The 26041-nt window shown below is 73.9% G+C and carries 24 protein-coding genes and 1 pseudogene; 5 read left to right on the top strand and 20 right to left on the bottom strand.

Features of this window, described 5'->3' with window-relative positions; all coding sequences use genetic code 11:
- Positions 1-141 precede the first annotated feature (141 nt).
- On the top strand, positions 142-834 hold the full coding sequence (locus tag ACI797_RS13575; protein WP_456859178.1) for a hypothetical protein: 693 nt from the start codon (positions 142-144) through the stop codon (positions 832-834).
- Here the strand turns inward: ACI797_RS13575 and ACI797_RS13570 are convergent.
- The 8 genes from ACI797_RS13570 to ACI797_RS13535 form a co-directional block, all read right to left on the bottom strand.
- A complete protein-coding gene (locus tag ACI797_RS13570) occupies positions 831-1643 on the bottom strand; it encodes an ABC transporter permease (RefSeq protein WP_456859176.1) in 813 nt (270 codons plus the stop codon). The genes ACI797_RS13575 and ACI797_RS13570 overlap by 4 nt on opposite strands.
- The gene (locus ACI797_RS13565; RefSeq protein ID WP_456859175.1) at positions 1640-2581 is read right to left on the bottom strand and encodes an ABC transporter ATP-binding protein; all 942 of its coding nucleotides are present in this window, start codon (positions 2579-2581) and stop codon (positions 1640-1642) included. The genes ACI797_RS13570 and ACI797_RS13565 overlap by 4 nt, the downstream gene beginning before the upstream one ends.
- Positions 2582-2605: 24 nt before the next feature.
- Positions 2606-3895 (bottom strand): thymidine phosphorylase, encoded by a 1290-nt coding sequence (locus ACI797_RS13560; RefSeq protein WP_456859174.1) that lies wholly within the window; start codon positions 3893-3895, stop codon positions 2606-2608.
- Positions 3892-4311, bottom strand: a complete 420-nt coding sequence (locus ACI797_RS13555) for a cytidine deaminase (protein WP_456859173.1) — start codon at positions 4309-4311, stop codon at positions 3892-3894. Before ACI797_RS13555 ends, ACI797_RS13560 begins: the two co-directional genes overlap by 4 nt.
- Positions 4312-5601 (bottom strand): ABC transporter permease, encoded by a 1290-nt coding sequence (locus ACI797_RS13550; protein WP_456859172.1) that lies wholly within the window; start codon positions 5599-5601, stop codon positions 4312-4314. It lies immediately after the preceding gene.
- Positions 5598-6812, bottom strand: a complete 1215-nt coding sequence (locus tag ACI797_RS13545) for an ABC transporter permease (protein WP_456859169.1) — start codon at positions 6810-6812, stop codon at positions 5598-5600. The genes ACI797_RS13550 and ACI797_RS13545 overlap by 4 nt, the downstream gene beginning before the upstream one ends.
- The gene (locus ACI797_RS13540; protein WP_456859168.1) at positions 6809-8338 is read right to left on the bottom strand and encodes an ABC transporter ATP-binding protein; all 1530 of its coding nucleotides are present in this window, start codon (positions 8336-8338) and stop codon (positions 6809-6811) included. The genes ACI797_RS13545 and ACI797_RS13540 overlap by 4 nt, the downstream gene beginning before the upstream one ends.
- A 329-nt stretch (positions 8339-8667) precedes the next feature.
- Positions 8668-9738 (bottom strand): BMP family lipoprotein, encoded by a 1071-nt coding sequence (locus ACI797_RS13535; protein WP_456859167.1) that lies wholly within the window; start codon positions 9736-9738, stop codon positions 8668-8670.
- A gap of 254 nt (positions 9739-9992) precedes the next feature.
- Here ACI797_RS13535 and ACI797_RS13530 point away from each other — a divergent pair, with 254 nt between their 5' ends.
- Positions 9993-11384, top strand: a complete 1392-nt coding sequence (locus ACI797_RS13530) for a D-alanyl-D-alanine carboxypeptidase family protein (RefSeq protein WP_456859166.1) — start codon at positions 9993-9995, stop codon at positions 11382-11384.
- Between the two features lie 115 nt (positions 11385-11499).
- Here the strand turns inward: ACI797_RS13530 and ACI797_RS13525 are convergent.
- The 4 genes and pseudogenes from ACI797_RS13525 to hisC all read right to left on the bottom strand — a co-directional run.
- Positions 11500-12183: pseudogene (locus ACI797_RS13525) on the bottom strand (YihY/virulence factor BrkB family protein); the annotation flags it as partial.
- 212 nt (positions 12184-12395) lie between these two features.
- Positions 12396-12965, bottom strand: a complete 570-nt coding sequence (locus tag ACI797_RS13520; RefSeq protein WP_456859164.1) for a 2'-5' RNA ligase family protein — start codon at positions 12963-12965, stop codon at positions 12396-12398.
- The gene (gene trpS, locus ACI797_RS13515; RefSeq protein WP_456859162.1) at positions 12962-13981 is read right to left on the bottom strand and encodes a tryptophan--tRNA ligase; all 1020 of its coding nucleotides are present in this window, start codon (positions 13979-13981) and stop codon (positions 12962-12964) included. Before trpS ends, ACI797_RS13520 begins: the two co-directional genes overlap by 4 nt.
- Before the next feature lie 73 nt (positions 13982-14054).
- Entirely contained in the window at positions 14055-15167 is a 1113-nt protein-coding gene (gene hisC, locus ACI797_RS13510; RefSeq protein WP_456859161.1) for a histidinol-phosphate transaminase, read from the bottom strand.
- Between the two features lie 27 nt (positions 15168-15194).
- Here hisC and galE point away from each other — a divergent pair, with 27 nt between their 5' ends.
- Positions 15195-16151, top strand: a complete 957-nt coding sequence (gene galE / locus ACI797_RS13505; protein WP_456859160.1) for a UDP-glucose 4-epimerase GalE — start codon at positions 15195-15197, stop codon at positions 16149-16151.
- Here the strand turns inward: galE and ACI797_RS13500 are convergent.
- Positions 16148-17476: a hemolysin family protein gene (locus ACI797_RS13500; protein WP_456859159.1), complete on the bottom strand. Its 1329-nt coding sequence runs from the start codon at positions 17474-17476 to the stop codon at positions 16148-16150. The genes galE and ACI797_RS13500 overlap by 4 nt on opposite strands.
- A 205-nt stretch (positions 17477-17681) precedes the next feature.
- On the opposite strand from ACI797_RS13500, the gene ACI797_RS13495 reads away from it, so the two are divergent.
- Positions 17682-18551 (top strand): CAP domain-containing protein, encoded by an 870-nt coding sequence (locus tag ACI797_RS13495; protein WP_456859157.1) that lies wholly within the window; start codon positions 17682-17684, stop codon positions 18549-18551.
- A gap of 59 nt (positions 18552-18610) precedes the next feature.
- On the opposite strand, the gene ACI797_RS13490 is transcribed toward ACI797_RS13495, so the two are convergent.
- The 5 genes from ACI797_RS13490 to ACI797_RS13470 form a co-directional block, all read right to left on the bottom strand.
- Complete coding sequence (locus tag ACI797_RS13490; protein ID WP_456859156.1) at positions 18611-19510, bottom strand: endonuclease domain-containing protein; 900 nt, start codon at positions 19508-19510, stop codon at positions 18611-18613.
- Between the two features lie 119 nt (positions 19511-19629).
- The gene (locus ACI797_RS13485) at positions 19630-20844 is read right to left on the bottom strand and encodes an NADP-dependent isocitrate dehydrogenase (protein ID WP_456539000.1); all 1215 of its coding nucleotides are present in this window, start codon (positions 20842-20844) and stop codon (positions 19630-19632) included.
- 37 nt (positions 20845-20881) lie between these two features.
- Positions 20882-21835: a malate dehydrogenase gene (gene mdh, locus ACI797_RS13480; RefSeq protein WP_456539001.1), complete on the bottom strand. Its 954-nt coding sequence runs from the start codon at positions 21833-21835 to the stop codon at positions 20882-20884.
- A gap of 46 nt (positions 21836-21881) precedes the next feature.
- Positions 21882-22181 carry a DUF3017 domain-containing protein gene (locus ACI797_RS13475; RefSeq protein WP_456859155.1) on the bottom strand — a complete coding sequence of 100 codons (300 nt, stop codon included), beginning with the start codon at positions 22179-22181 and terminating at the stop codon, positions 21882-21884.
- Positions 22181-23050, bottom strand: coding sequence for a bifunctional methylenetetrahydrofolate dehydrogenase/methenyltetrahydrofolate cyclohydrolase (locus ACI797_RS13470; RefSeq protein WP_456859154.1), 870 nt, complete (start codon positions 23048-23050; stop codon positions 22181-22183). Before ACI797_RS13470 ends, ACI797_RS13475 begins: the two co-directional genes overlap by 1 nt.
- A 103-nt stretch (positions 23051-23153) precedes the next feature.
- Here ACI797_RS13470 and ACI797_RS13465 point away from each other — a divergent pair, with 103 nt between their 5' ends.
- Entirely contained in the window at positions 23154-23822 is a 669-nt protein-coding gene (locus tag ACI797_RS13465) for a hypothetical protein (protein WP_456859153.1), read from the top strand.
- Between the two features lie 57 nt (positions 23823-23879).
- Here the strand turns inward: ACI797_RS13465 and purH are convergent, their stop codons facing one another.
- On the bottom strand, positions 23880-25430 hold the full coding sequence (gene purH, locus ACI797_RS13460) for a bifunctional phosphoribosylaminoimidazolecarboxamide formyltransferase/IMP cyclohydrolase (RefSeq protein WP_456859152.1): 1551 nt from the start codon (positions 25428-25430) through the stop codon (positions 23880-23882).
- Entirely contained in the window at positions 25427-26038 is a 612-nt protein-coding gene (purN, locus tag ACI797_RS13455; RefSeq protein ID WP_456859151.1) for a phosphoribosylglycinamide formyltransferase, read from the bottom strand. The genes purH and purN overlap by 4 nt, the downstream gene beginning before the upstream one ends.
- Positions 26039-26041: the final 3 nt, after the last annotated feature.

Genomic DNA, 26041 nt, shown 5'->3' with positions numbered 1-26041 from the left:
CGGTTGCGGACCGTCGCGTCCCGCTGCACCGCTCCTCGGCCAGTGCAGCACGTCCCGCCCCGTGGAGAACAGGGCCCCTGCCGACCGGGCTGCCGATGCGCTACTCCTGGACCCATCCGCCGCACGGACGGAGCTGGTGCGATGAGCATCCGCAGCGTCACAGACCTGGCCATGAAGCGCGACGCGACTCCCAAGGGGCAGATCGTCCCCTCCGACTCCCCCGGCCGGGACCAGGAACGCGTCGGGGACACCGTCGTCAGCGCGATACCGACCGAGGTCCTGGTGCTGTACACCACGATCACCGGCGGAGCCCTCGCCACGATCATCCAGACCGCGCCGCGCTCGTACCTGCCCTACCGCTGGGCCGCGCTCGCGGCCGCGGTCCTGCTCACACCGACCGCCGTCGTCGTGGTCTACCGGCGGAAGTACCGGCTGCACAGGCGCGTCCTCGAGGGCCAGCGGAGAGGCGCCGAACTCCGCGCCTCCGCGCGGTGGCCGTGGCCGGAGATGCTCAGCGCCACCCTGGCAGCCGCCGCATGGTTCCTGGCACTGCCCGGATCGCCCCTCCTGGCCGTCCTGGGCGACGATGCGGCAGCGTTGACCTCCGCCAGCATCCTCGTCGGCGCGGCGGCGCTCCTCTGGATCGGCTTCGGCCAGCCGCTGCAGATGGGACAGGCCGACGAGCCGGTGGGCGGGCCACCCGCAGAACGTCAGCGGGAGACGGTCGCGGGCCACGACCCGACGACGGGCAGCGCCCCGCCGCCCCGGACGAGCCCCGAGGCAGCGCCCCGGACCGGCCGGCCGTCTCCCCCGGTGCCGCCACCGACGCGCTAGCGAGCCCCGCGCTCCTGCCAGCGGAAGGTCAGCACGCACAGCGCCAGCCCGGCGACGCACCAGACGGCGAGCACCAGCGCCACCCGGCCCAGCTCCCACGAGCCGGCCGGCTCCTGCGCGGCCAGCCCGTCGGGCAGGAAGACCGAACGCAGCCCCTGCGCCATCCACTTGAGCGGGAAGAACGCGGCGACCGTCTGCAGCCAGGTGGGCACCTGGCTGAACAGGAAGAAGACGCCGGAGATGAACTGCAGGACCAGCGCGATCGGGGTGACCGTCGCCGACGCCGAGCGGCCGTTCTTGGCCAGGCTCGAGACGGCGATGCCGAGCAGCGTGCAGGCCGCCGAGCCGAGCAGCGCGACCCAGACGAAGGTGAACCACCGCGACCCGCTGGGCAGCGGCACGTCGTAGAAGACGGTGCCGACGAGCAGCAGGATCGCGATGATCGCCACCGTCACGGCGAGCACCTGCACGACCTTGCCGACGAAGTACGCGCTCTTCGGCATCGGCGTCCCGGCCAGCCCCTTGAGCGTGCCGTCGGAGCGCTCGGTGGCGATGCTGATCGCCATGTTCTGCAGGCCCGCGCCGAGGATGCCGGCCGCGATGACCCCGGCCATGAAGTACTGCACGAAGCCGACGCCGGAGCCGAGGTCGTAGTTGAGGACGGCGCCGAAGACCAGCAGCAGGATGACCGGGAAGGCCAGCGTGAAGACGACGGACTCCCGCTGCCGGAAGAACTCCTTGAGCTCCACCCCGGCGCGGGTGCGCCAGACGCTGGCCACCGAGGGCAGCGGCCTGTCCAGCGTCGTCACCGCGCCACCCCCTCGCTCCGCTCGGCCGCTCGCCCCGCTCCTCGCTCGGGACCCTCGATCATCCGCAGGTACACGTCCTCGAGCGTGGGCCGGGCGACCGCCAGGTCGGGCACCTCGCCCTGGAAGCGCTCGGCCAGCTGCCGCACGAACGCCGTCGGGGCGCCGGTGGCCTGCGTGCGGCGGACGCCGTCCTCGGTCCAGCTGACCACCGCCGGCGCCGTCCCCCGCCCGCCCAGGGTCGACGGGACGGCGACCTCGACCAGCCGGCCGCGGGCGATGACGCCGACCCGGTCGGCCAGCGCCTCGGCCTCGTCGAGGTAGTGCGTGGTGAGCAGGATGGTGGTGCCCAGCTCGCGCAGCGAGCGGATGAGCGACCAGAACTGCCGCCGGGCCTCCGGGTCGAAACCGGTGGTCGGCTCGTCGAGGAACAGCAGCGTGGGCCGGCCGACGATGCCGAGCGCGACGTCGAGCCGGCGCCGCTGCCCGCCGGACAGCGACCGGCCGCGCGAGCGGGCCTTCTCGGTGAGCCCGACCAGCTCGAGCACCTCGTCGGGGTCGCGCGGATCGGCGTAGTACGACGCCTGGGCGCGCAGCAGCTCGCGGCAGGTCAGCGCGCTGTCACCGGCGCCGGACTGCAGCACGATGCCCAGCCGTGCCTTCCAGGCGCGCTCGCCCCGGGCCGGGTCCTCCCCCAGCACCCGGACCTCGCCGCCGTCCCGGTCGCGGTAGCCCTCGCAGATCTCCACCGTCGTCGTCTTGCCGGCGCCGTTGGGGCCGAGCAGGGCGAAGATCTCGCCCCGGCGGATGTCGAGGTCGAGGCCGTCGACCGCGGTGGAGTCGCCGTAGCGCTTCACCAGACCGCGGATCGAGATGGCCGCTGCCGGGTCGACCGCGCCGACGTCGGCACCCGGCGCCGCGGCCGTCGAGGAACGGGTCACGGGAGCACAGTCTCCCCCTGTGACCTAGGAGATGTCGGCGCGGGTCAGGCGGTCGATCACCAGGGGCAGCGGCTCGTCGCCGGTGTCGACGCCGATCGCCCCCTCCAGCGCCTCCAGCGCCCGCGGGATGCGGCCGGGGTCGTCGGTGTGCAGCTCGAGCAGCGGCTGCCCGGCGGTGACCTGCTCCCCCACGGACGCCGTCCAGGTGACGCCGGCGGCGGCCGAGACCGGGTCCTCCTTGCGCGCCCGCCCGGCGCCGAGCCGCCAGGCGGCCACGCCCAGCGAGTACGCGTCGAGCCGGGTGAGCGTGCCGGTCGCCGGGGCGGTGACCACGTGCTTCTCCGCCGGCTGCGGCAGCGGGGCGTCGGGGTCGCCGCCCTGCGCGGCGATCATCCGCCGCCACACGTCCATGGCCCGGCCGTCGGCCAGCGCGTCGGCGGGGTCGACGTCGTCCCGCCCGGCGCCGGCGAGCATCTCCCGGGCCAGCGCCAGGGTCAGCTCGACGACGTCGGCCGGCCCGCCCCCGGCCAGCACCTCCACCGACTCGGCCACCTCCACGGCGTTGCCGGCGGCGCGGCCGAGCGGCCGGTCCATCGCCGTCACGAGCGCCACCGTGCGCACGCCCGCCGCCTCGCCCAGCCCGACCATCGTGCGGGCCAGCTCGCGGGACAGGTCGGGCTCCTTCATGAACGCGCCCGACCCCGTCTTGACGTCGAGCACCAGCGCGTCGGCGCCCTCGGCGATCTTCTTGCTCATGATCGAGCTGGCGATCAGCGGGATCGACTCGACGGTGCCGGTCACGTCGCGCAGCGCGTAGAGCTTCTTGTCGGCCGGGGCGAGGTCGTTGCCGGCCGCGCAGATCACCGCACCCACCTCGCGCAACTGGCGCAGGTAGGCCTCCTCGTGCACGTCGGCCCGCCAGCCCGGGATCGCCTCGAGCTTGTCCAGCGTGCCGCCGGTGTGCCCCAGCCCGCGGCCCGACAGCTGCGGCACCGCCACCCCGCAGGCGGCCACCAGCGGGGCCAGCGGCAGGGTGATCTTGTCGCCCACGCCGCCCGTGGAGTGCTTGTCGGCGGTCGGCGACCCGAGCGACGAGAGGTCCTTGCGCTCGCCGGAGTCGATCATCGCCTGCGTCCAGACGGCGAGCTCGTCGGGCGACATGCCGCGGAAGAACACCGCCATGAGCAGCGCGCTCATCTGCTCGTCGGGCACGGCGCCGTCGGTGTAGGCGCCGATCACCCAGCGGATCTGGTCGGCGGTGAGCGCGACGCCGTCCCGCTTGGCCCGGATGACGTCGATGGCGTCGAAGCTCACGCCCGCCCCTCCCGCTCGGCGGCCGCGACCAGGTCCTCCGGCCCGAACGCGTCGGGCAGCACCTCGCGCATCGGCACGATGCCCAGCGAGACGGTCTCGATGAGCATGTCGGCGCCGCCGTGCTCCCACAGCAGCTGCCGGCAGCGGCCGCACGGCATCAGCGGCTGCCCGTCGCCACCCACGCAGGCGACGGCGACCAGCCGGCCGCCGCCGGTGCGGGCCAGGTCGCTGACCATGCCGCACTCGGCGCACAGCGCCAGCCCGTACGAGGCGTTCTCGACGTTGCAGCCGGTGACCACCCGGCCGTCGTCGACCAGCCCGGCGACCCCTACGGGGAACTTGGAGTACGGCGCGTACGCGTGCGTCATCGCCTCGCGGGCCGCGGCCCGGAGCGCCTCCCAGTCGGGTGCGACCACCTAGGACTCCCCTCGTCGGTAGACCAGGCCGTCGGCCTTGGGCATGCGCAGCCGTTGCGACGCCAGCGAGAGCACCAGCAGCGTGATGAGGTGCGGGGTGAAGAAGACGATGCCCTCGGGCAGCTCCTCGATGCTGAGGAAGCCGACCAGGGCCCCGACTGCGAAGACGCCCGCGAGCACGGCCGCGAGCGACTGGTGGCGGACCGCCTGGTGGACGGCGACCCCTGCCAGCAGCACCGCGATGACGAGGAGCAGCGCCACCACCGCCGTGCTGCTGCGCAACTGGAGCGCGTCGGAGTAGCCAAAGAGCCCGGCGCCCGCGGCGAGTCCGCCGGGCCGCCAGTTGCCGAAGATCAGCGCGGCGAGGCCGATGAACCCGCGGCCACCGGTCTGGCCCTCGCGGTAGATGTTGGCCACGAAGACCAGGAACACACCGCCGAGCCCGGCCAGCGCCCCGGAGATGAGCACGCCGATGTACTTCAACCGGTACACCGGGACGCCGAGGGAGTCCGCGGCCGCTGGGTTCTCGCCGCAGGAGCGCAGCCGCAGCCCGAAAGCGGTGCGCCAGAGGACGAGGTAGGAGATCGGCACCAGCAGCACCGCGAGCAGGGTGAGCACGCCGACCCCGTTGGTCAGCCCCCGGAGCAGGCCGGCCAGGTCACTCACGAAGAACCAGCCCTGCCGCTCCACATCCCCCAGCAGGTCCGGCCCGGAGGAGAGCACGGGGAGCGAGAAGTCCGGCGGCCGGTTGGACATCGGCGGCGACTGACCGGCGCCGCCGCCGGCCGGGTTGTCGGTGTAGAGCAGCTCCGAGAGGAACCGCACCAGGCCGGCGGCCAGGATGTTGATCGCCACACCCGAGACGACGTGGTCGACGCCGAAGGTGACGGTGGCGATGGCGTGCAGCAGCCCGCCGACGGCACCGAACACCAGGCCGGCGGCCACGGCCGCACCCCAGCCCCACTGGTAGCCGGCCCAGCCGGCGCCCCAGGTGCCGAGGATCATCATGCCCTCGAGGCCGATGTTGACCACGCCGGCGCGCTCGGAGAACAACCCGCCCAGGGCGGCCAGGCCGATCGGAACGGCGAGCAGCAGCGCGGCGGCGAACGTCGCCGACGACGTGAGCTCTCGCTCGCCGGAGATCACCCGTGCGAACGAGAACAGCACGACGAGGCCGAGCGCGATCCAGAGCAGCCGGCGGCGTCGGCCACCGCGAACCGACAGGCCGGTGAGCGGCCCGCTGCCGGACCCGGTCTCGGGGACACCGGGAACTCCCATGGTGGTGCTCATGCCTGCGCCCCTTCCGGGTCACCGGGCACGCCCGAGCGGGCACGGCCACCGCCGTCCGGCCCCTCTCCCCCGGGGGTGCCGCCCCCGCCACCTCCCCCGGCCGGTGGCCGGCCGGGTGCCGACGCGCCCGCCCGCTCCGCCGAGCGCAGCGCCAGCCGCCGCGCGATCGAGTTGGCGATGACGACGGCGAGCACGATCGTGCCCTGGATGATCGTGACGACCGAGGACGGGATGTCGGCGAACTGCAGCGGCAGCCCGGCCCGGTCGAGGAACCCGAACAGCAGCGCCGCCAGGGCGATACCCACCGGGGTGTTGCGGCCGAGCAACGCCACCGCGATGCCGAGGAAGCCCAGGCCCGCGGTGAACTCGGTGTCGAACTGGTGCTTGTCGCCGAGCAGTTCGGGCAGCCCCACGAGGCCGGCGATCCCCCCGGACAGCAGCATCGTCTTGAGGACCATGGCCCGGGTGTCGACGCCGCTCGCGGTGGCGGCCGACGGTGACAGGCCGGTGGCGCGCAGGTCGTAGCCGAATCGGGTGCGCTTGAGCAGCACCGCGATCGCGACGCCGACGACCACCGCGACGATGAGGAACCCGAACAGCTCGCTGCGCGGCTCGGCCAGGCCGAGCCCGGTGAGCACGCCGTTGAGGCCCGGGAACCAGCCCGACTCCGGGATCTCGCGGGTGGTCACGATCGACTGGCCGGGCGCGCTGCCCCGCAGCGGGCCGGTGAGCAGGTACGCCGCCGTCCCCAGCGCGATGAAGTTGAGCATGATCGAGCTGATCACCTCGCTCACACCGCGGGTGACCTTGAGCAGGCCGACGATGCCGGCCCAGAGGGCACCGACGACGGCGCCGACGAGGATGATCAGCGCGACGTGCAGCGGGGCCGGCAGCACGACCGCAGCGCCCACCGCGGCGGCGACGACCGTGGCCAGCCGGTACTGGCCCTCGACCCCGATGTTGAACAAGCCCATCCGGAAGGCGACCGAGACGGCCAGGCCTGCGAGGAAGAGCGGGACCGCCCGGTTGATGATCACGACGATGCTCTGGACCTGCTGGGACGGCGAGTCGCCCAGGTCCACCATGATCTGGAAGGCGGCGAACGGGTCCTCGCCGATGAGCGCGATCACGATCGCCGAGATGACCAGGGCGACCAGCACCGCCAGCACGGGGCCCAGCAGTGCCAGGCCGACTCGACGCAGCGCCGTCATGCCGCACCTGCGGCGGTCCGCGCCCCCGTCATGTAGCCACCCAGCTCCTCCGGGGTGACGGTGGAGGGGTCGACCGTGGCCACGAGGGCGCCCCGGAGCATGACGTGGAGGGTGTCCGAGAGCCCGATCAGCTCATCGAGGTCGGCCGACACGAGCACGATGCCCAGCCCCTCGGCACGGGCGTCCTTGAGCAGTTCCCAGATCACCGCCTGCGCGCCGACGTCGACCCCGCGGGTGGGGTGTGCGGCCACGAGCAGCCGTGGCTGGGCGCTCATCTCCCGTCCGACGATCAACTTCTGCTGGTTCCCCCCGGACAGGGCGACGGCCAGCGTGTCGGGTCCAGGGGCGCGGACGTCGTACTCGCCCATGATCCGTTCGGTGTCCGACCGGGCGCTGCGCCGGTCGATGAACACGCCCTTGACGGCCGGTGGGCGGGTCTGGTGGCCGAGGATGCGGTTCTCCCAGAGCGGTGCGTCGAGCAGCAACCCCTGCCGGTGCCGGTCCTCGGGGATGAACCCCATGCCGCCCTCCCGCCGGGCCCGCGTGCTCCACGCGGTGATGTCGTCGCCGGAGAACTCGATCCGGCCACCGGCCAGCGGCCGCAGGCCCAAGATGGCGTCGACGAGCTCGGCCTGGCCGTTGCCCTCGACGCCGGCGATCCCGACGACCTCACCGGCCCGCACGGTCAGGTCGACCGAGTCGACGACGGGCCGCCCGCCCGCCGCGGCCACCGTGACATCGGTGAGCCGGAGCACGACGGTCTCCCGCACGGTCGACGTCCGGGTCTCGGGGGTGGGCAGCTGCGAACCGACCATCATCTCGGCGAGCTGCTTGACCGACGTCGTCCGCGGGTCGGCGATGCCGACCGTCGTGCCCCGCCGGATCACCGTGATGGCGTCGGCGACCCGGCGCACCTCGTCGAGCTTGTGGGAGATGAAGATGACGGTCAAGCCTTCGCGCTTGAGCTCTGCGAGGTTGCCGAACAGCTGGTCGACCTCCTGCGGCACGAGCACGGCGGTCGGCTCGTCGAGGATCAGCGTGGTGGCACCGCGGAACAGCACCTTGGCGATCTCGACGCGCTGCCGGTCGCCGACGCCGAGGTCCTCGACCAGGTCGTCGGGATCCAGATCGAGCGAGTACCGGTCGGACAGCTCGACGATCCGCCGGCGCGCCTCGGCCCGGTCCAGCCGGCCGGCGCGGGTCGGCTCGCTGCCCAGGATGATGTTCTCCAGCACGGTGAAGTTGTCCGCGAGCATGAAGTGCTGGTGGACCATGCCGATCCCGGCCTCGATCGCATCGGCGGGACTGCGGAAGTGGACCTCGTGGCCGTCGAGCAGGATCTGCCCCTCGTCCGGGCGGTGCATCCCGTAGAGGATCTTCATCAGCGTGGACTTGCCGGCGCCGTTCTCCCCGACGATCGCGTGCACCTCACCGCGCCGCACCCGCAGCTCGATGTCCCGGTTCGCGACCACGCCGGGGAAGCGCTTGGTGATGCCCCGGAGCTCGACCGCGTACGGGGTACCCACGGACGGTGAGCCCGCTCCTGACGGTCCGGAGCCGGCACCGGCCGGGCGGTCAGTGGTGGCCATCGGCTCTCCTCGCTCTCGCGGCCGCGGTTCGCGCGGCGCACACGTCCACTCTGCCTGTCCTGGCGGCACGGGATCGACCGGTCGCCGGGCGCGGACGGCCACGGGGACACCAGCCGTCCTGCGGCATGATCCCCCAGCGGCCGCCCGCGGTCGCGGGGCGCCCTCGCGCCGGGCCCGCGGACCACGGCGGCGGGCCCGGGAGCTCGCGCTCCTGGACCCGCCGCCGGGTGTGCCGTGCAGTCGGCGGGCGGGTGCCCGCCGCCGGGTCACGGAGTCGTCGGCACCTCGATCGTGCCGTCGATGATCTGCTGCTGGTACTCGTCGAGCTGCGTCTGGATGTCGTCGATGAAGCCGCCGGTGGTCGCCAGGCCGACACCCTCGTTGGACAGGTCGTACAGGACGTCGGTCCCGCCCTCGACGTTGCCGTCGAGGAAGTCGCCGGCGAAGGACTGCACGGCGACGTCGACGCGCTTGAGCATCGAGGTCATGATCACCGCTTGCAGGGCCGGGTCGTCGACGGTGTTGTACTGGTCGGAGTCGACACCGATCGCGCGCCCTCCCGCCGCGGCGGCGGCCTGGAAGACACCGGTTCCGGAGCCACCGGCGACCTGGAAGACGATGTCCACCCCGCCGCCGTACATTCCGTCGGCCAGGATCCGGGCACGGGCGGGGTCGTTGAAGCCGGTGAGGTCACCCGCCGGAGAGATGTACTGGCTGTTGATGACGATGTCCGGCTTGACCGCCCGGGCCCCGGCCTCGTAGCCGGCCTGGAAGGTCTGGATCAGGGGGACGTCCACGCCGCCGACGAAGCCGATCTGGCCGGTCGTCGTCTTCAGCGCGGCAGCGACACCGGCGAGGAACGACCCCTGCTCCGCAGCGAAGATGAGCCCGGTCACGTTGTCACCCTTGCTGGTGCCGTCGGGCAGCTCGTGGGACCCGTCGACCTGGGCGAACGTGGTGTCCGGGAAGTCCGCGGCGACCTCGGCGATGATGTCGTCGTAGGCGAAGCCCACGGCGATCACCGGGTTGTAGCCCTGCTCGGCCAGCTGGGCGAGCAGCTCCTCCCGGTCGGAGCCGTCCTCGTTCGGCGTGACCTCGCGGTACTCACCGCCGAACTCCTCGATGGCGGCCTCGGCACCGGCGTACGCGGCGTCGTTGAACGAACGGTCTCCGCGCCCGACGGCGTCGTAGGCCAGTCCGATCCTCAGTTCGCCGTCGCCGGCCTCGGTGCTGCCGCTCCCGCTGCCACCACCGTTCTCGTCGCTGGCACAGGCCGCGAGGGCCATGCTGCCGGCCAGCAGCATCGCCGCGGCCTTCATCATCCGCGCTCGGCGCAAGACGATCTCCTCTCTCGGCGGGTCACCCCGACCCGGTCGGTGGGGCGCCTGCAACTTGCGTGGTCCGCGCGTCGCCGCGCCGCCGGCACGGGACACCGGCGGCCGGGGGCGACACGTCTGGGGGGACGCTAGCTGCGGGTGCGCCCGCCCCCGAGCCCTCCGGACGGACCGAGACCCGATCGTTAAGCGCTGAGGGGTTCCGGTCCCGGACGGGGCGGAACCGCCGCGGGCCACCTGCGGGTTAGCGTTCGGGGATGGCGCGCACGGTCCCGGTGGAACGGCTGCGGCCGGCCCTCGTGGCGCTGGTCACGGGTCTGCTCCTGCTCTCGGGCACGCCGTGGGCCGCGGCCGCCCCGGGCACCGACCCCGTCCCCCGCCCGACCGTCGACCTCACCGCGCCGACGCCCACCTCACCCCCGGCGGGGCCGCCGCCGCGGGGCAGCGCGCCCGACGGCAGCGTCGTGGGCGGGGACCGGCTGGGCACCCGCGGGGTGGTCGTCGCCGACGGCGCCCCGCCGCTGCCCGACGGCGTGGGCGCGGCCGGGTGGCTGGTCGCCGACGCGCTCACCGGCGACGTCCTGGCCGCCCGCGACCCGCACGGCCGCTACTACCCGGCGAGCACCCTCAAGACGCTGACCCTGCTCACGCTGGCCCCGCTGCTGCCGCCCGACCGCGTGGTCGAGGGCACGCCCGAGGACGAGAACATCGAGGGCAGCCGGGTCGGCATCGTCACCGGTGGGCAGTACACGGTCGACCTGCTGTTCAAGGGCCTGGTGCTGCAGTCGGGCAACGACGCGGCCAACGCGCTCGCGCGGGCGGCCGGCGGCGTCCCGGTCACCGTCGCGGCGATGAACGAGACGGCGGAGCGGCTCGGCGCGTACGACACGGTGGCGGGCACGCCGTCCGGGCTCGACGTGGCGGGCCAGACGTCGTCCCCCTACGACCTCGCGCTGGTGCTGCGGCAGCTGGTGGCCGACCCGGTCACCGCCGCGGTGCTCACCACACCGACCGCCGACATGCCCGCCGTGGGGGACCGGCCGGGCTTCCAGATCCAGAACCAGAACCCGCTGCTGGGCAGCTACCCCGGCAGCCTGGGCGGCAAGAGCGGGTTCACCGACGCCGCCCGGCACACCTTCGTGGCCGCGGCCGAGCGGGGCGGCCGCCGGCTGGTCGTGACCGTCATGCAGACCGAGCGCCGTCCGGTGCACGAGGCCGCCCAGGCGGCGCTGCTGCTCGACTGGGGCTTCTCCGTCCCGGCGGGCACCGACGGCGTCGGCCGGCTGGTGGAGCCGGGTGAGGTGGGGACGGCGGCCCCGACCACGCCCGCGGAGACCGCACCGGTCACGCCGACCGCGGCCGCGCCGGTCTCCGAGACCGCCGAGGAGTCGACGTCGCCGGTGTGGCTGGGCGCCGGTGCGGCCGTCCTCGCCGTGGTCGCGGTGGGGACGGCGGTCACCGTCCGCCGGCGCGCGAGGACCGGCGCGGGCGCCGGCGCAGCAGCCGCGACCCGGCGACCCCGAGCAGCGCCCCCGCGCTCAGGATCGCCCCCACCACCCGGACCGGGGCCGGCGGCGGCGGAGGGCGCTCCCCCGCCGGAGCCGGAGCGACTGGAGCCGCCGGAGCCGCCGGAGCCGCCTGCTCGCTGACCGGCGGCTGCTCCGGGGCGGGCGCCGGCTCGGCGGCCGCCTGCACCGCCGGTGACGTCGCCGTCCACGCGGCGGTGAAGAAGGCGTAGCGGGCGACGACGTTGATCCACACCAGGATGCCGACCGCGCCGCCGAACGCCGAGGCGGTGACGCTCGTGGAGATCAGCGAGAGGTAGTAGCCGCCGATCAGCTTCAGCGCCTCGAAGCCGAGCGCCCCGAACAGCGCCCCGGGCAGCAGCAGCCGCAGCGGGTGGCTGATCGACGGCACCACCCGCAGCAGCCACAGGAAGACGACGGTGTCGCCGGCGATGGCCAGGGCCAGGCCGAGCACCCAGGTGAGCACGCCGTAGCCGGGGGCGTCGTCGAGGCCGAGGAAGCCGAGCACCCTCGAGGTGGCCTGGGTGACGAAGCCGGTCAGGCCCAGGCTCACCAGCCCGGCGGCACCGAGGGCCACCAGGGCGACCAGGTCCTGGAGGTTGTCGCGGAGGAACTCCGGCGCGTCGACCCGCCCCTTCCAGATGCGCTCCATGCCGAGGCGCAGCTGGTCCATCGTCCGCAGCCCGGCGTACAGGAAGCCGACCAGGCCGAGGACGCCGACGAACCCGGCGGCGTCGATGGCGCCGCGGAGCTGGCGGACGAGCTCCTCGCCGGTCTCCCCCGGCACCGTCTCGCGGATCGCGTCGAACAGCTCCTGCTGCAGCACCGCGTCCCCGGCGAGCACCAGGCCGACGATCGAGGCGACCAGCAGCAGCACCGGGAACAGGCCGAGGAAGGCGAAGTAGGTGACGCCGGCGGCCATGAGGTCGCCCTGCGTGCGCTGGTAGCGGCCGCCCGCGCGGGCGAGGTGGTCGAACCAGCCCCAGCGCCGGCGCACCCGCGTGATGGCGGCGTCGGCCGCGCCGGGGACGCCCGCGACCACCTCGCGCAGCGAGCGCCGCCGGGAGCGCTCGGGCGGGTCGGGGCTCACCCGGGAGAGTCTGGGGCCTGCGCGCGCCGGACGCGCGCCCTTCCTCAGCGGGGCGGGCCGGTGAGCTCGTACTCGCGCGCGACCGTCCAGCCGCCGTCCGGGGTCTGCTCGAACTCGGTGAACGAGGTGACCCGGAACTCCGCCGACAGGTCGGCGAGGCCGCTGTAGGCCAGCTCGAGCATGTCGGTGGGGACGTCGTGGGCGACGGTCACGTGCGGGTGGTACGGGAACGCCAGCGAGCGGGCCAGCGGGCCGCTGCGCACGTCGTTGGCGATCAGCTCGCAGTTGCCGATGCCGCGGGCCACCGCCACGAACACGACGTCGGAGACCGGTGCGAAGGTGCCGGTCCCGGACAGGTGCATGTCGAACGGCGGGTGGCAGCGGGCGACCTGCGCGAGGTGCGCGCTGATCGTCAGCCGCTCGGCCGCCGACACCTGGGTGGGCGGGAGCAACGTCACGTGCGGGGGGACGACGGCGGCCTGCGGGTCGCCGACCTTGGCCCGCCAGTCGACCAGCAGCTGCGCCCAGGGCTCGGGGATCCGGATGATCACACCGAGGACGGCGGACTGCGGCGGGGTGCTGCGGCTGCGCGGGACGAAGGTGTCGTCGTTCACCGCGCACCCGCCGGGGGCAGGAAGCCGACCGCGTCGTACGCCGCGGCCACCGTCTGCGACGCCACCTCGCGGGCGCGCGCGGCCCCGGCCGTGAGCACCTTCTCCAGCTCCGCCGGGTCGTCGAGCAGCTCCTGGGTGCGGCGGCGGACCGGCTCCAGCGCCTCGGTGACGACCTCGGCGAGCTCCTTCTTGAGGTCGCCGTAGCCGCTGCCGGCGAAGTGCTCCTCGAGCGCGGCGACCGGCGTCCCGGACAGAGCGCTGTGGATGGTCAGCAGGTTGCTGACCCCGGCCTTGTTCTCGGGGTCGTAGACGACCTCGCGGCCGGTGTCGGTCACCGCCGAGCGGATCTTCTTCGCCGTCACCTTGGCGTCGTCGAGCAGGAAGACGCAGCCGGCCGGCGGCAGGCTCTTGCTCATCTTCTTGTCCGGCTGCTGCAGGTCGAGGATCTTCGCCGCGCCCGGCGGGATGTAGGGGCTGGGCAGCGTGAAGGTCTGCCCGAAGCGGCTGTTGAAGCGGGTGGCCAGGTCGCGGGTCAGCTCGAGGTGCTGGCGCTGGTCCTCACCGACCGGCACCTGGTCGGCCTGGTAGACGAGGATGTCGGCGGCCTGCAGCACCGGGTAGGTGAAGAGGCCCACCGACGCGCCGGCGGTGCCCTCCCGCTGGCTCTTGTCCTTGAACTGCGTCATCCGGCTGGCCTCGCCGAAGCCGGTCAGGCACTCCAGCACCCAGGCCAGCTGCACGTGCTCCGGGACGTGGCTCTGCACGAACAGCGTGCTGCGGTCGGGGTCGACGCCGAGCGCCAGCAGCTGCGCGGCGGAGACCAGGGTGTTGCGGCGCAGCTCCGCGGGGTCCTGCGGCAGCGTGATGGCGTGCAGGTCGACGACGCAGTAGAACGCCTCGGTCGTCTCCTGCAGGCTCACCCACTGGCGCAGCGCCCCCAGGTAGTTGCCCAGGTGGAACGAACCCGCCGTCGGCTGGATCCCGGAGAGGACACGGGGAAGAGGCACGGAGGCCATCAAACCAGCCCACCGCCCCGGATCGGCCCCGACTCCCCCGACCGGGGACGACGGACAGCCATGCGGGGGACCCTCAGGCGACCGGTGCGGCCGTGCGCACGTCGTCGAGGGCGGCGAGGAAGGCGTCGTCCTCCTCGGGCGTGCCGACCGTCACGCGGATCCCCTCGCCGGCGAACGGACGGGTGATCACCGCCCGCGACTCCAGCGCGGCGGCGAGCTCCGCGGCCTGCTCCCCCACGGGCAGCCACACGAAGTTGGCCTGGCTGTCGGCGACGTCGAGGCCGCGCTCGCGCAGCGCCGCGGTGAGCCGCGCGCGCTCGGCGGTGACCGCGGCGCAGCGCCGGCGCACCTCGTCCTCGCTGGCCAGGGCGGCGACGGCGGCGGCCTGGGCGAGCATCGAGACGCTGAACGGCACGTGGGTCTTGCGCACGGCCTCGGCCACGGCGGGGTCCTCGGCCACCAGGTAGCCGACCCGCAGCCCGGCCAGGCCCCAGGCCTTGGAGAACGTCCGCAGCACCGCCACGTTGGGCCGGCCGCGCATCAGCTCCAGGCCGTCGGGGACGTCGGGGTCGGTGACGAACTCGCGGTAGGCCTCGTCGAGGACGACGAGGGTGCTCGCCGGGACGGCGTCGAGGAAGCGCTCCAGCTCCGCGCGGCGGACCGCCGTCCCGGTGGGGTTGTTCGGGTTGCAGACGAACACCAGGCGGGTGCTGTCGTCGACCGCGGCGGCCAGCGCCTCGAGGTCGTGGGTGTCGGCCGGCCCGCCGGGCCGCCCCGGGACCAGCGGCACCTGGGTGCTGCGAGCGCCGGCGACCTGGGCCAGCAGCGGGTACATCTCGAACGACCGCCAGGCGAAGGCGATGCTCGTGCCGGGGTCGTTGTAGGACTGCGCCAGCTGCTGGCAGAGCATGACCGCGCCGCAGCCGGTCACGACCTGCGCCGGGTCGACGCCGTAGCGGTCGGCGAGCGCCCGGGTGAGGACGACGGCGCCGTTGTCGGGGTAGCGGTTGGTCTCGGCCGCGGCCGCGGCCAGCGCCTGGACGACGGCCGGCAGCGGCGGGAACGCGACCTCGTTGCTGGCCAGCTTCACCGCCCGCTCGACCCCGATCTCACGGGCGACGTCCGCGGGGTTGCGGCCCGGCTTGTAGGCAGGCAGGGCCTGCACCGCGGGGCGTGCGCTGACCACGACGTCCGGCCTCCCTAGGGTTGCGGCATGCGCGTTCTCGTCACCGGCGGCGCCGGGTACATCGGCAGCGTAGTCACGGCCGCCCTGCTCTCGGGCGGCCACGAGGTCACGGTGCTCGACGACCTGTCCACCGGTCACGCCGACGCCGTCCCCTCGGGTGCGGCGTTCGTGCGGGCCGCCCTGCACGAGTCGGGGCCGGTGCTGGCCGACGTCCGCCCCGAGGCGGTGCTGCACTTCGCGGCCAAGAGCCTGGTCGGCGCCTCCCAGCAGGCCCCCGAGGAGTACTGGCGCAACAACGTCGGCGGGACGCTGGAGCTGCTCGAGGCGATGCGCGCGGCCGACTGCCGCCGGATCGTCTTCTCCTCCACCGCGGCGACCTACGGCGAGCCCGAGCAGGTGCCGATCCGCGAGGACGCGCCCACCCGGCCGACCAACACCTACGGGGCGACGAAGCTCGCCGTCGACGGGATGCTGACCTCGTACGCGGTGGCGCACGGGTTCGCCGCGGTGAGCCTGCGCTACTTCAACGTGGCCGGCGCCGCGTTCGGCCTGGGCGAGCGGCACACGACCGAGACGCACCTGATCCCGCTCGCGCTGCAGGTCGCCTCCGGGCAGCGCGACCACCTGACGATCTACGGCGAGGACTACCCGACCGCCGACGGCACCTGCATCCGCGACTACATCCACGTCGAGGACCTCTCCGACGCCCACCTGCTGGCGCTGCCCGCGCCGGCGCCCGGCGAGCACCGCATCTACAACCTCGGCAACGGCACCGGGTTCTCGGTCCAGCAGGTGGTCGACGCCGTCCGTGAGGTCACCGGCCACCCGGTGCCGGTCGAGGTCGGTCCGCGGCGGGCGGGCGACCCGGCGCAGCTGGTCGCCGCGAGCGACCGGATCCGCGCCGACCTCGGCTGGACGCCGCGGCACACCGACCTGACCGGCATCGTGCGCGACGCCTGGGAGATCGCGCAGCAGCGCCGCTAGGCGGTCGCGCCGCTCTCCACGGCGTCGTCCTCGCTGTCGGGCGCGGGCGGACGGCTGACCGAGAGCCGGGCGATCCGCCGTCCGTCGAGCTCGAGGACGGTGAACGTGCGGCCCTCGTGCTCCACGGTGTCCCCGACCTCGGGGAGGCGGCCGAGCACGGCCAGCACGTAGCCGGCGACGGTCTCGTACGGCCCCTCGGGCAAGCGGACGCCGGTGACCTCGGTGAAGTCGTCGAGGTTGAGCAGCCCGTCGACCTCCTGCGGGCCGTCGGGCCGGCCCGCAGGCTGCGGGACGACGTCCGCGTCGTACTCGTCGTAGATCTCCCCGATGACCTCCTCGATGAGGTCCTCGAGGGTGACGATGCCGTCGGTGCCGCCGTACTCGTCGACGACGATGGCCAGGTGCTGGCTCCCCCGCCGCATCTCGCTGAGCGCGACCAGCACCCGGGCCGTCCCCGGCAGCCGGGTGACCTCGCGGGCCAGGTCGCCGACGGTCGCGGCGCGGCCGGCCGGGTGCGAGGGCAGGAACAGGTCGCGGACGTGCACGAAACCGACGACGTCGTCCTGGTCGCGGCCGACGACGGGGTAGCGCGACCAGTTGGAGTCGGCCACGAGCTTGGCCGCCCGGCTGGCGGTCATCCCGGCCTCGAGGAAGGTGACCTCGGTGCGCGGCGTCATCACCTCGCGGACCTCGCGGTCACCGGCGCGGAACACCTCGCCGATCAGCCGCCGCTCGTCGCTGGTGAGCGACTCGTGCGCGGCGACCAGGTCGCGCAGCTCCTCCTGGCTGATCGACTCGCCGCTGGCCCGCGGGTCACCGCCGAGCAGGCGGACCAGCAGGTTGGTGGACTTCGACAGCAGCCAGACGATCGGCCGGAACAGCTTGGCGATGGTGTTCAGCGGCGAGGCGACGGCGAGGGAGAAGCCCTCGGCCCGCTGCAGGGCCAGCCGCTTGGGGGTGAGCTCGCCGACGACGAGGGACAGGTAGCTGATCGCGATCGTGACCAGGACGAGCGCGAGGGTGGTGGCCAGGCCGCTGCTCATCCCGAAGCCCTCGAGCCACCCGGCGACCGGTCGGGCGAGGGTGCTGGCACCGAAGGCCGCGGAGAAGAAGCCGGCGACGGTGACGCCGACCTGCACCGCGGCGAGGAACCGGTTGGGGTCGGCGAGCAGCTTCTCGAGGGCCTGTCCGCGGCGGCCGCGCTCGGACAGCGCACGGACCTGCGACTCCCGGAGCGAGACCAGGGCGATCTCCGCCCCGGAGAAGGCGCCGCCGATCAGCACGAAGACGACGACCATGACGATGTTGAGCCAGACGTCGCTCACCGGCGGCGTGCTCCTCGGGATCGGGTGGTGCGGACCCGTTCCATGCTGCCCGGCGGGGGTGCCCGCGCGCAGCAGGAGACCGGGTGACCCCACTCTCGCGAGCCGGGAGTGACCTCGGTCACACCTGACTCGCCGTGACGCCTCGCCTACCGCTAGTCTCGACGCGGTAACGAATCGTGATCTAGTGCCTCCCGAGGATCTTCCCGTGCACCACTCCCCCAGCGGCCCCACCACCTCCGAGCGCCTCCGGGCGGTGCGCACCTCGTGGTGGCAGCGCGGGGTGCAGCTCCGCGGCAAGATCGCGCCGGTGGTGCTCGTCTGCGGCATCGTGGCCGGGATCGCCCTGGTGCTGCCCGACTACGCCCCCGCCGTCACCAGCTCGGAGGGCGGGCTCGGCGCCGCTGCGGCGTCGTCCGGCGCGGCGACCCCCGAGCAGGACCGGAGCGACGTGGTCACGCTGGGCGTCGACGGCGGGGAGGCCGCGGCCGCCGCGCCCGCCGCCCCGGGGACGACGGAGGCGGCCCCCGCCGCGCCGGCCGAGACGCCCGCGGCGACCACCTCCCCGGAGCCGACGGCGGAGGAGACCAGCCCCGCGGAGACCGCCGCCGAGACGGCGGAGGCCGAGGAGAGCAGCAGCGCCCCGCCGGCGCCCGCGCCGGCGCCGCCCGCCGCGTCGGCGCCCGCGCCCGCCGCCGCCCCCGCCGACCCGAGCGCCGAGGGGCATGTCCTGGCGCTGGTCAACCAGGAGCGCGCCGCGGCCGGCTGCGGCCCGGTCGCCGCCGACGCGGGGCTGGCCGCCGTCGCCCGCGCGTTCAGCGCCGACATGCGCGACCGCGGCTTCTTCTCGCACGTCGACCCCGACGGCCTCTCCCCGTTCGACCGCGGCGACCGCGCCGGCGTCACCGTGCTGGCCGAGAACATCGCCTACGGCCAGCCGGACGCCGCCTCGGTGATGGAGGACTGGATGAACAGCTCCGGTCACCGCGCCAACATCCTCAACTGCTCGCTGACCCGCCTCGGCGTGGGCGTCGCCCAGGGCGCCGGCGGCCCCTGGTGGACGCAGAACTTCGCCTGACCCGGGTCCGTACGGGCGACCACACGCTGAGCGCCCCCTCGGAGGTCTCGAGAGGGCGCTCAGCGTGTGTTCGCCTCACGCAGGCGCCGGGCGCGCAGGGCCAGCAGCCGCGCCACGAGCCGTTGCGGGTGCCGCAGGTCGTCGGCGGTCACGTGCAGGACGACCCAGCCGGCCGCGGTGAGCCGGTTCATCCGCGCTCGGTCGGCGAGGAACGCCGCCCGCTCGCCGTGCCACAGCCCGTCGTACTCGACGGCGATCTTCAGGTCGGGGTAGGCGAAGTCGACGCGGGCGACGAAACCGTCGTCGTCGAACACGCGGAACTGCACCACGGGTGGTAGGCCGGCCCGCACCAGCAGCAACCGGAGCCGCGTCTCCTGCGGGGACTCGGCGAACCCGTCCGCCAGGGCCACCGCCTGGCGGGCCCGCGCACTCCCCCGGCAGGGCGGCAGCTCCGCCGCCGCCGAGCGCACCGGGTCGAGCCGCACGACGCCCTCGTGCACGAGGCGGTCGAGCAGCACCACCGCCTCGTCGAGGGGCGTGAACCGGGCCAGGTCGACGGCGGTGTCCTCCGGCGAGGTGCACCGCCACAGCCCCCGCCGCACGAGCGCCCGGCCGGGCAGCAGCGACCGGACGGCGACGCCCGGGCCGGCGTTCCACCGGCGCCCGACCGGCAGCACCACCTCGACCGGGTCGTCGGGACCGGCGATGTCCCTCGCGCCCCACAGGAGCGCTGCACTGCGCCCGCCGAAGCCGGCGCCCGTCGGCAGCGCCAGCCCCACGGCGGCGACCAGCAGCCGGTGGGTCAGGGGCAGTTCGGCGTCGGCGTAGACGTCCTGGCGCACACGGCGCCAGGCCGAGCTGCGCAGCTGCTTGGCCGTGAGCAGGCCACGCGCGACGACGTCGGTCCCCCGGAACACCGTGCCGCGGAGCTGGGGCGGACGGGCCGGCGGGACGGGCACCAGGAGACTGTCCTGCACGGACGAGCCCACCGGCGGCGTCGTCCACAGGGCGAGAACACGTCAGCGGCCCCCTCGGACGAACCGAGAGGGCCGCTGACGTGTCGTCGAGCGCTGGCGCGTCAGGCCATGGCCTTCTGCAGGTTGCTGTCGATCGCGGCGAGGAAGTCCTGGGTGTTGAGCCAGGGCTGGTCCTTGCTGATCAGCAGCGCGAGGTCCTTGGTCATCTGGCCGCCCTCGACGGTGTCGATGCAGACCTTCTCCAGGGTCTCGGCGAACCGGGTGACCTCGGGGGTGCCGTCGAGCTTGCCGCGGTGCGCCAGGCCCCGGGTCCAGGCGAAGATCGACGCGATCGGGTTGGTCGACGTCTGCTCGCCCCGCTGGTGCTGGCGGAAGTGGCGGGTCACCGTGCCGTGCGCGGCCTCGGCCTCGACGGTGCGGCCGTCGGGGCTCATCAGCACCGAGGTCATCAGGCCCAGCGAGCCGAAGCCCTGCGCGACGGTGTCGGACTGGACGTCGCCGTCGTAGTTCTTGCAGGCCCAGACGTAGCCGCCCTCCCACTTGAGGGACGCGGCGACCATGTCGTCGATCAGCCGGTGCTCGTAGGTGATGCCGGCCTTCTCGAACTGGTCCTTGAACTCGGTCTCGAAGACCTCCTGGAACAGGTCCTTGAACCGGCCGTCGTAGGCCTTGAGGATCGTGTTCTTGGTGGAGAGGTAGACCGGGTACTGGCGGTTGAGCCCGTAGTTCATCGAGGCCCGGGCGAAGTCGCGGATCGACTCGTCGAGGTTGTACATCGCCATCGCGACACCGCCGCCGGGCGACTGGAACACCTCGTGCTGGATCGGCTCGCCGCCGTCCTTGGGCTGGAAGGTAATCGTCAGCGTCCCCTCGCCGGGGAACTTGAAGTCGGTGGCGCGGTACTGGTCACCGAACGCGTGACGGCCGACGACGATCGGCTTGGTCCAGCCGGGCACCAGCCGCGGCACGTTGGACATGATGATCGGCTCGCGGAAGATGACGCCGCCGAGGATGTTGCGGATCGTGCCGTTCGGCGACCGCCACATCTTCTTGAGGCCGAACTCCTCGACCCGCGCCTCGTCGGGCGTGATCGTCGCGCACTTGACGCCGACGCCGTGCTTCTTGATGGCGTTGGCGGAGTCGATGGTGATCTGGTCGTCGGTCTCGTCGCGCTTCTCGATGCCCAGGTCGTAGTACTCGAGGTTCACGTCGAGGTACGGGAGGATCAGCTGGTCCTTGATGAACTGCCAGATGATCCGGGTCATCTCGTCACCGTCGAGCTCGACGACGGTGCCCTCGACCTTGATCTTGCTCACGTCGGGTCTTCCCTCTCTGCAGCTCTGACCGGTGCGGTCAGAGGTCGGCTACGTCAGCCTGCTTGGCGCGCACGGCCTCGGCGGCCTCGCGCAGCCCGGCCAGCTCGCTCTCGGACAGGTCGCCCTCGACCACCCGGCGCACGCCCTCGCGGCCGATCTCGGCCTCGACGCCCAGGTACACCCCGGAGATGCCGTACTCGCCGTCCACCCACGCGCAGACCGGCATGACGGCGCCGGAGTCCTCCATGACCGCGCGCGCCATGCGGGCCGCGGCGGCCGAGGGGGCGTAGTAGGCCGAGCCGGTCTTGAGCAGCGCCACGACCTCGGCGCCGCCGTTGCGGGTGCGGTCGACCAGGTGGTCGATGCGGTCCTGGGCCAGCACGTCGGACAGCGGCTTGCCGTCGACGGTGCAGCGCGAGGGCACCGGCACCATCGTGTCGCCGTGCGAGCCCAGGGTCAGCGTCTGCACCGAGCCGACCGGGACGCCGAGCTCCTCGGCGACGTTGTTGCTGAACCGGGCGGTGTCCAGCATGCCCGCCTGCCCCATCACCCGGTTCTTGGGGAACCCGGTGGCCAGCTGCGCGAGCGCGGTCATCTCGTCGAGCGGGTTGGACACGACGATGACCACCGCGTCGGGCGAGGTGCGGGCGATGTTCTCGGCGACCGACCGGACGATCTTGGCGTTCGTCTCGATCAGGTCCATGCGGCTCATGCCGGGCTTGCGCGGCAGGCCGGCGGTGATGACGACGACGTCGGAGTTCTCGGTGCCCTCGTAGGAGCCCCCGCCGACACCGACGACCTTCGTCTCGAAGCCCTCGATGGGCCGCGACTGGTTCATGTCCAGGGCGAGGCCTTCCGGCTTGCCCTCCACGATGTCGGTCAGCACGACGGTCTCGAAGATGTCGTACTCCGCGAGCCGCAGAGCGGTGGTGGACCCGTAGAAACCGGCGCCGACGACGGTGACCTTGCCCGACCGGGACTTCTCAGCCATGGCGGTCAACCTATCGCCGGGTCCCGGCGCGCGCCCGAGGGGGCCCTCAGCCGCCCGGGATCGCCAGCGCGATGACCGCCAGCGCCAGGCCCGTGCCGCCCATCAGCAGCACGTCGACCGACCGGCTGCGGACCGCGAGGAAGCCGACCATGCGCACCGGCAGCAGCAGCCGCAGCACCGCCCCGGCGACCACCGCGAGGCCGGTCACCAGCAGCCCGGCCCGCCAGTGCTCCACCGTCACCAGCAGCAGCCCGACGCCCACGCCGGTCAGCACCGCCAGCAGCGGCAGCTGCCGCAGCAGGCCGGCGAGGAACGGCCGGCGGACGTAGAGGGGCGGCCGGGTCATCAGGCGGAGAGCACCTCCACCGCGGCCGCCTGCTCGGCCGCCGAGACCACGTTGGCCAGCAGCATCGCGCGGGTCATCGGCCCGACCCCGCCCGGGTTGGGCGCCACGTGGCCGGCCACTTCGACGACGTCCAGGGCGACGTCCCCGGCGATCTTGCCGTCCACCCGGCTGACGCCGACGTCGAGGACGGCGGCACCCGGCTTGACGATCTCCCGCGTGACCAGCCCGGGCACGCCGGCAGCGGCGACCACGATGTCGGCGCTGCGCACGTGCGCGGCCAGGTCGCGGGTGCCGGTGTGGCAGAGGGTCACGGTGGCGTTCTCGCTGCGCCGGGTCAGCAGCAGCCCCAGCGGCCGGCCGACCGTGATGCCGCGGCCCACGACCACGACCTCGGCGCCGGCGATCGGGACGTCGTAGCGCCGCAGCAGCTCGACGATGCCCACCGGCGTGCACGGCAGCGCGCCCGGCACGTTGAGCACCAGCCGGCCGAGGTTGACCGGGTGCAGCCCGTCGGCGTCCTTGGCCGGGTCCATCGCCTCGAGGACGGCGTACTCGTCGACCTGGTCGGGCAGCGGGAGCTGGACGATGTAGCCGGTGCAGGCCGGGTCGGCGTTGAGCTCGGCGACGACCGCGAGGACGTCGGCCTGCGTCGCGGTCGCCGGCAGCTCGCGCTGGATGCTCGCGATGCCGACCTCGGCGCAGTCCTTGTGCTTGGCGTTGACGTACCAGCGGCTGCCGGGGTCGTCGCCGACGAGCAGCGTGCCGAGCCCGGGGCGGCGCCCGGCCGCGGCGAGCGCTGCCACGCGCTCGGTGAGCTCGGTGCGGATCGCCGCAGCGGTGGCCTTGCCGTCGAGGATCGTCGCGGGCACGAGCGACAGTGTGCCGGAGACGGCGCCGGAGGAGCGTTCGCGGCCCTAGGCTCCGGGGGTGCGGGCCGCGTCCCCGCCCCGACCCCGCTGGAGGAGCCACCACATGACCGAGCGCGAACAGACCCCGTACCAGCCGGGGAACCGGTCCGCGCCGCCCCCGCCGCCGCCCGCCCGCGACGAGTCGTGGCGCGAGTCGACCACGCCCGGCATCCAGCCGGTGAGCGGTGGCTCGTCGGTCGGGTCGGGCGCCCACGGCTACGCCGGCCCGGGCGAGAGCTACTACACGACCCCGCAGTACTCGACCCAGCCCGTGGCGGTGCGCAAGGGCGACGCCTTCGCGGCCCTGCTGCTCATCCTCGCCGGCATCGCCGCCGGCGTGAGCCTGCTGCTGTCCTGGCTGCCGGGGGACGACACCCGCGGCTGGGACATCCTGCGCCGGGCCTTCGACACCCTGGGCGAGGGCGTCGGCGAGCTGTTCAGCTCCGGCTTCTGGCAGCCGATGGCGGTCCTGCTCGGCGGCGGCGTCCTGTTCGTGCTCGGCCTGCTGATGCTGATCCCGGCCAAGGCGCACCGCTTCCTGGGCCTGCTGGCGCTGCTGGTCAGCTTCGCCGTCATCGCCGGTGTGCTGGTGCCGCTCGCCGACCGGGGCTGGTCGCTGGGCGACTTCCGCATCGGCTTCTGGTTCGCGATCGCCGTCGGCGTCCTGGGCCTGCTGGGTTCGCTGAAGGCGCTGCTCTCCGGTCCGAAGTACAAGTCGGCCAGCTCGACGTAGGCCCCCTCCCGGGGCCCGCGCCGAGCGTGCGAGGCGTGGGGAGGAGGGGGTCCTTCCTCAGTGGGCGAAGTGCCGGGTGCCGGTCAGGTACATCGGGACGCCGGCCGCCGCCGCCGCGGCGATGACCTCCTCGTCGCGCACCGACCCACCCGGCTGGACGACGGCGCGCACGCCGGCCTCGAGCAGCACCTGGAGGCCGTCGGCGAACGGGAAGAACGCGTCGGAGGCGGCGACGGCCCCGGCCGCCCGCTCCCCCGCCCGCGCCACGGCCAGCCGGGCGGAGTCCACCCGGTTCACCTGGCCCATGCCGACGCCGACGGTCGCCTTGTCGTGCGCCAGCAGGATCGCGTTGCTCTTCACCGCGCGCACCGACCGCCAGGCGAAGACGAGGGTGTCCAGCTCGGCGGCGTCCACCGGCTCGCCCGCGACCAGCGTCCACGTCGTCGGGTCGTCGCCGGGCGCGTCGATCCGGTCGAGGCTCTGCAGCAGCAGCCCGCCGCTGACCGGGCGCATCTCGGCGCCCGCGCCCGGGACGTGCGGCAGCCGCAGCAGCCGGATGTTCTTCTTCGCCGTCAGCACCCCGAGCGCGTCGTCGGTGAACGACGGCGCGACCACCACCTCGGTGAAGACCTCGGAGATCTGCTCGGCCGTGGTCAGGTCGACCTCGCGGTTGGCCGCGATCACCCCGCCGAACGCCGAGACCGGGTCGCACGCGTGGGCCTTGCGGTGCGCCGCGGCGATGTCCGGGCCGACGGCGATGCCGCACGGGTTCGCGTGCTTGATGATCGCCACGCACGGGTCCTCGTGGTCGTGGGCGGCCCGCCAGGCGGCGTCGGTGTCGACGTAGTTGTTGTAGGACATCGCCTTGCCGTGCAGCTGCTCGGCCTGCGCCAGCCCCGGGTTGAACCCGCGGTAGAGGGCGGCCCGCTGGTGCGGGTTCTCGCCGTAGCGCAGGACGTCGGCCCGCTCCCAGGTGGCGCCGACCCAGGCCGGGAAGCCGGTCTCGTCGTCGGGTGCGAGCACGTTGCCCATCCACGAGGCGACGGCGATGTCGTAGGTGGCGGTGTGCCGGAACGCCGCGGCCGCCAGGCGCTGCCGCTCGGCCAGGGAGAACCCGCCCGCGGCCGCCGCGGCGAGCACGTCGCCGTAGCGGGCGGGATCGACGACCACGGCGACCGACGGGTGGTTCTTCGCCGCCGCGCGCACCATGGCCGGCCCGCCGATGTCGATCTGCTCGACGCACTCGTCGGGCGCCGCACCGGAGGCCACCGTCTCGGTGAACGGGTAGAGGTTGACCACCACCAGGTCGAACGGCGCGATGCCGAGCTCCTCGAGCTGGCCGCGGTGCTCGGCCTTGCGCCGGTCGGCGAGGATCCCGGCGTGCACCGCGGGGTGCAGCGTCTTCACCCGGCCGTCGAGGCACTCGGGGAAGCCGGTGACCTGCTCCACCGGCGTCACCGGGACGCCGGCCTCGGCGATCCGCCGCGCCGTCGCGCCGGTGCTGACCAGCTCGACACCGGCCGCGGCCAGCCCGCGGGCCAGCTCCTCGATGCCCGTCTTGTCGTAGACGCCGAGCAGGGCGCGGCGGATCGGCGTGCGGTCGGTCATCGGCTGGTCTCCCTCGTCGCGTGCTCGGTGACGAGTCGCGCCACCGTCCCCACCAGGAGCTCGCGCTCCACGATCTTGATGCGTTCGTGCAGGCTCGCCTCGTCGTCCCCCGGCTCGACCGGCACCTCGCGCTGGGCGAGCACCGGGCCGGTGTCGACGCCGGCGTCGACGAGGTGGACCGTCGAACCGGTGACCGCCACGCCGGCGGCGAGCGCGTCGCGCACGGCGTGCGCGCCCGGGAAGGCCGGCAGCAGGGCGGGGTGGGTGTTGATCAGCCGGCCGCCGAACGCCTCGAGCACGGCCGGCCCGACGATCTTCATGAAGCCCGCGGAGACGACCAGGTCCGGGCCGTGCTCGGCGATCGCCGCGGCGAGGGCACGGTCCCACGCGGCGCGGTCGGTGTGGTCGCGCAGGGCGGTGACGAACGTCGGCAGGCCGCGCCGGCGCGCGTGCTCGAGGCCGGGAGCGTCCCGGTCGGCACCGACGGCGACGACCGCGGCCGGGTAGCCGGGGTCGTCGGCGGCGTCGAGCAGGGCGGCGCACAGCGAACCGGTCCCCGACAGCAGGACGACGACCCGCGCCCGCGGGAACGACTCGGGTGCGGGCACGAC

Source organism: Geodermatophilus sp. SYSU D00691, from assembly GCF_054050275.1.
This window is presented reverse-complemented; position numbering and strand designations above follow the sequence as displayed.

Bases quoted from the DNA above. Each gene is read 5' to 3' on its own strand.
- ACI797_RS13575 (WP_456859178.1), top strand. From the start codon at position 142: ATGAGCATCCGCAGCGTCACAGACCTGGCCATGAAGCGCGACGCGACT.
- trpS (WP_456859162.1), bottom strand. From the start codon at position 13,981: ATGGCCTCCGTGCCTCTTCCCCGTGTCCTCTCCGGGATCCAGCCGACG.
- galE (WP_456859160.1), top strand. From the start codon at position 15,195: ATGCGCGTTCTCGTCACCGGCGGCGCCGGGTACATCGGCAGCGTAGTC.
- ACI797_RS13530 (WP_456859166.1), top strand. From the start codon at position 9,993: ATGGCGCGCACGGTCCCGGTGGAACGGCTGCGGCCGGCCCTCGTGGCG.
- ACI797_RS13475 (WP_456859155.1), bottom strand. From the start codon at position 22,181: ATGACCCGGCCGCCCCTCTACGTCCGCCGGCCGTTCCTCGCCGGCCTG.
- purH (WP_456859152.1), bottom strand. From the start codon at position 25,430: ATGACCGACCGCACGCCGATCCGCCGCGCCCTGCTCGGCGTCTACGAC.
- ACI797_RS13550 (WP_456859172.1), bottom strand. From the start codon at position 5,601: ATGAGCACCACCATGGGAGTTCCCGGTGTCCCCGAGACCGGGTCCGGC.
- ACI797_RS13545 (WP_456859169.1), bottom strand. From the start codon at position 6,812: ATGACGGCGCTGCGTCGAGTCGGCCTGGCACTGCTGGGCCCCGTGCTG.
- ACI797_RS13465 (WP_456859153.1), top strand. From the start codon at position 23,154: ATGACCGAGCGCGAACAGACCCCGTACCAGCCGGGGAACCGGTCCGCG.
- mdh (WP_456539001.1), bottom strand. From the start codon at position 21,835: ATGGCTGAGAAGTCCCGGTCGGGCAAGGTCACCGTCGTCGGCGCCGGT.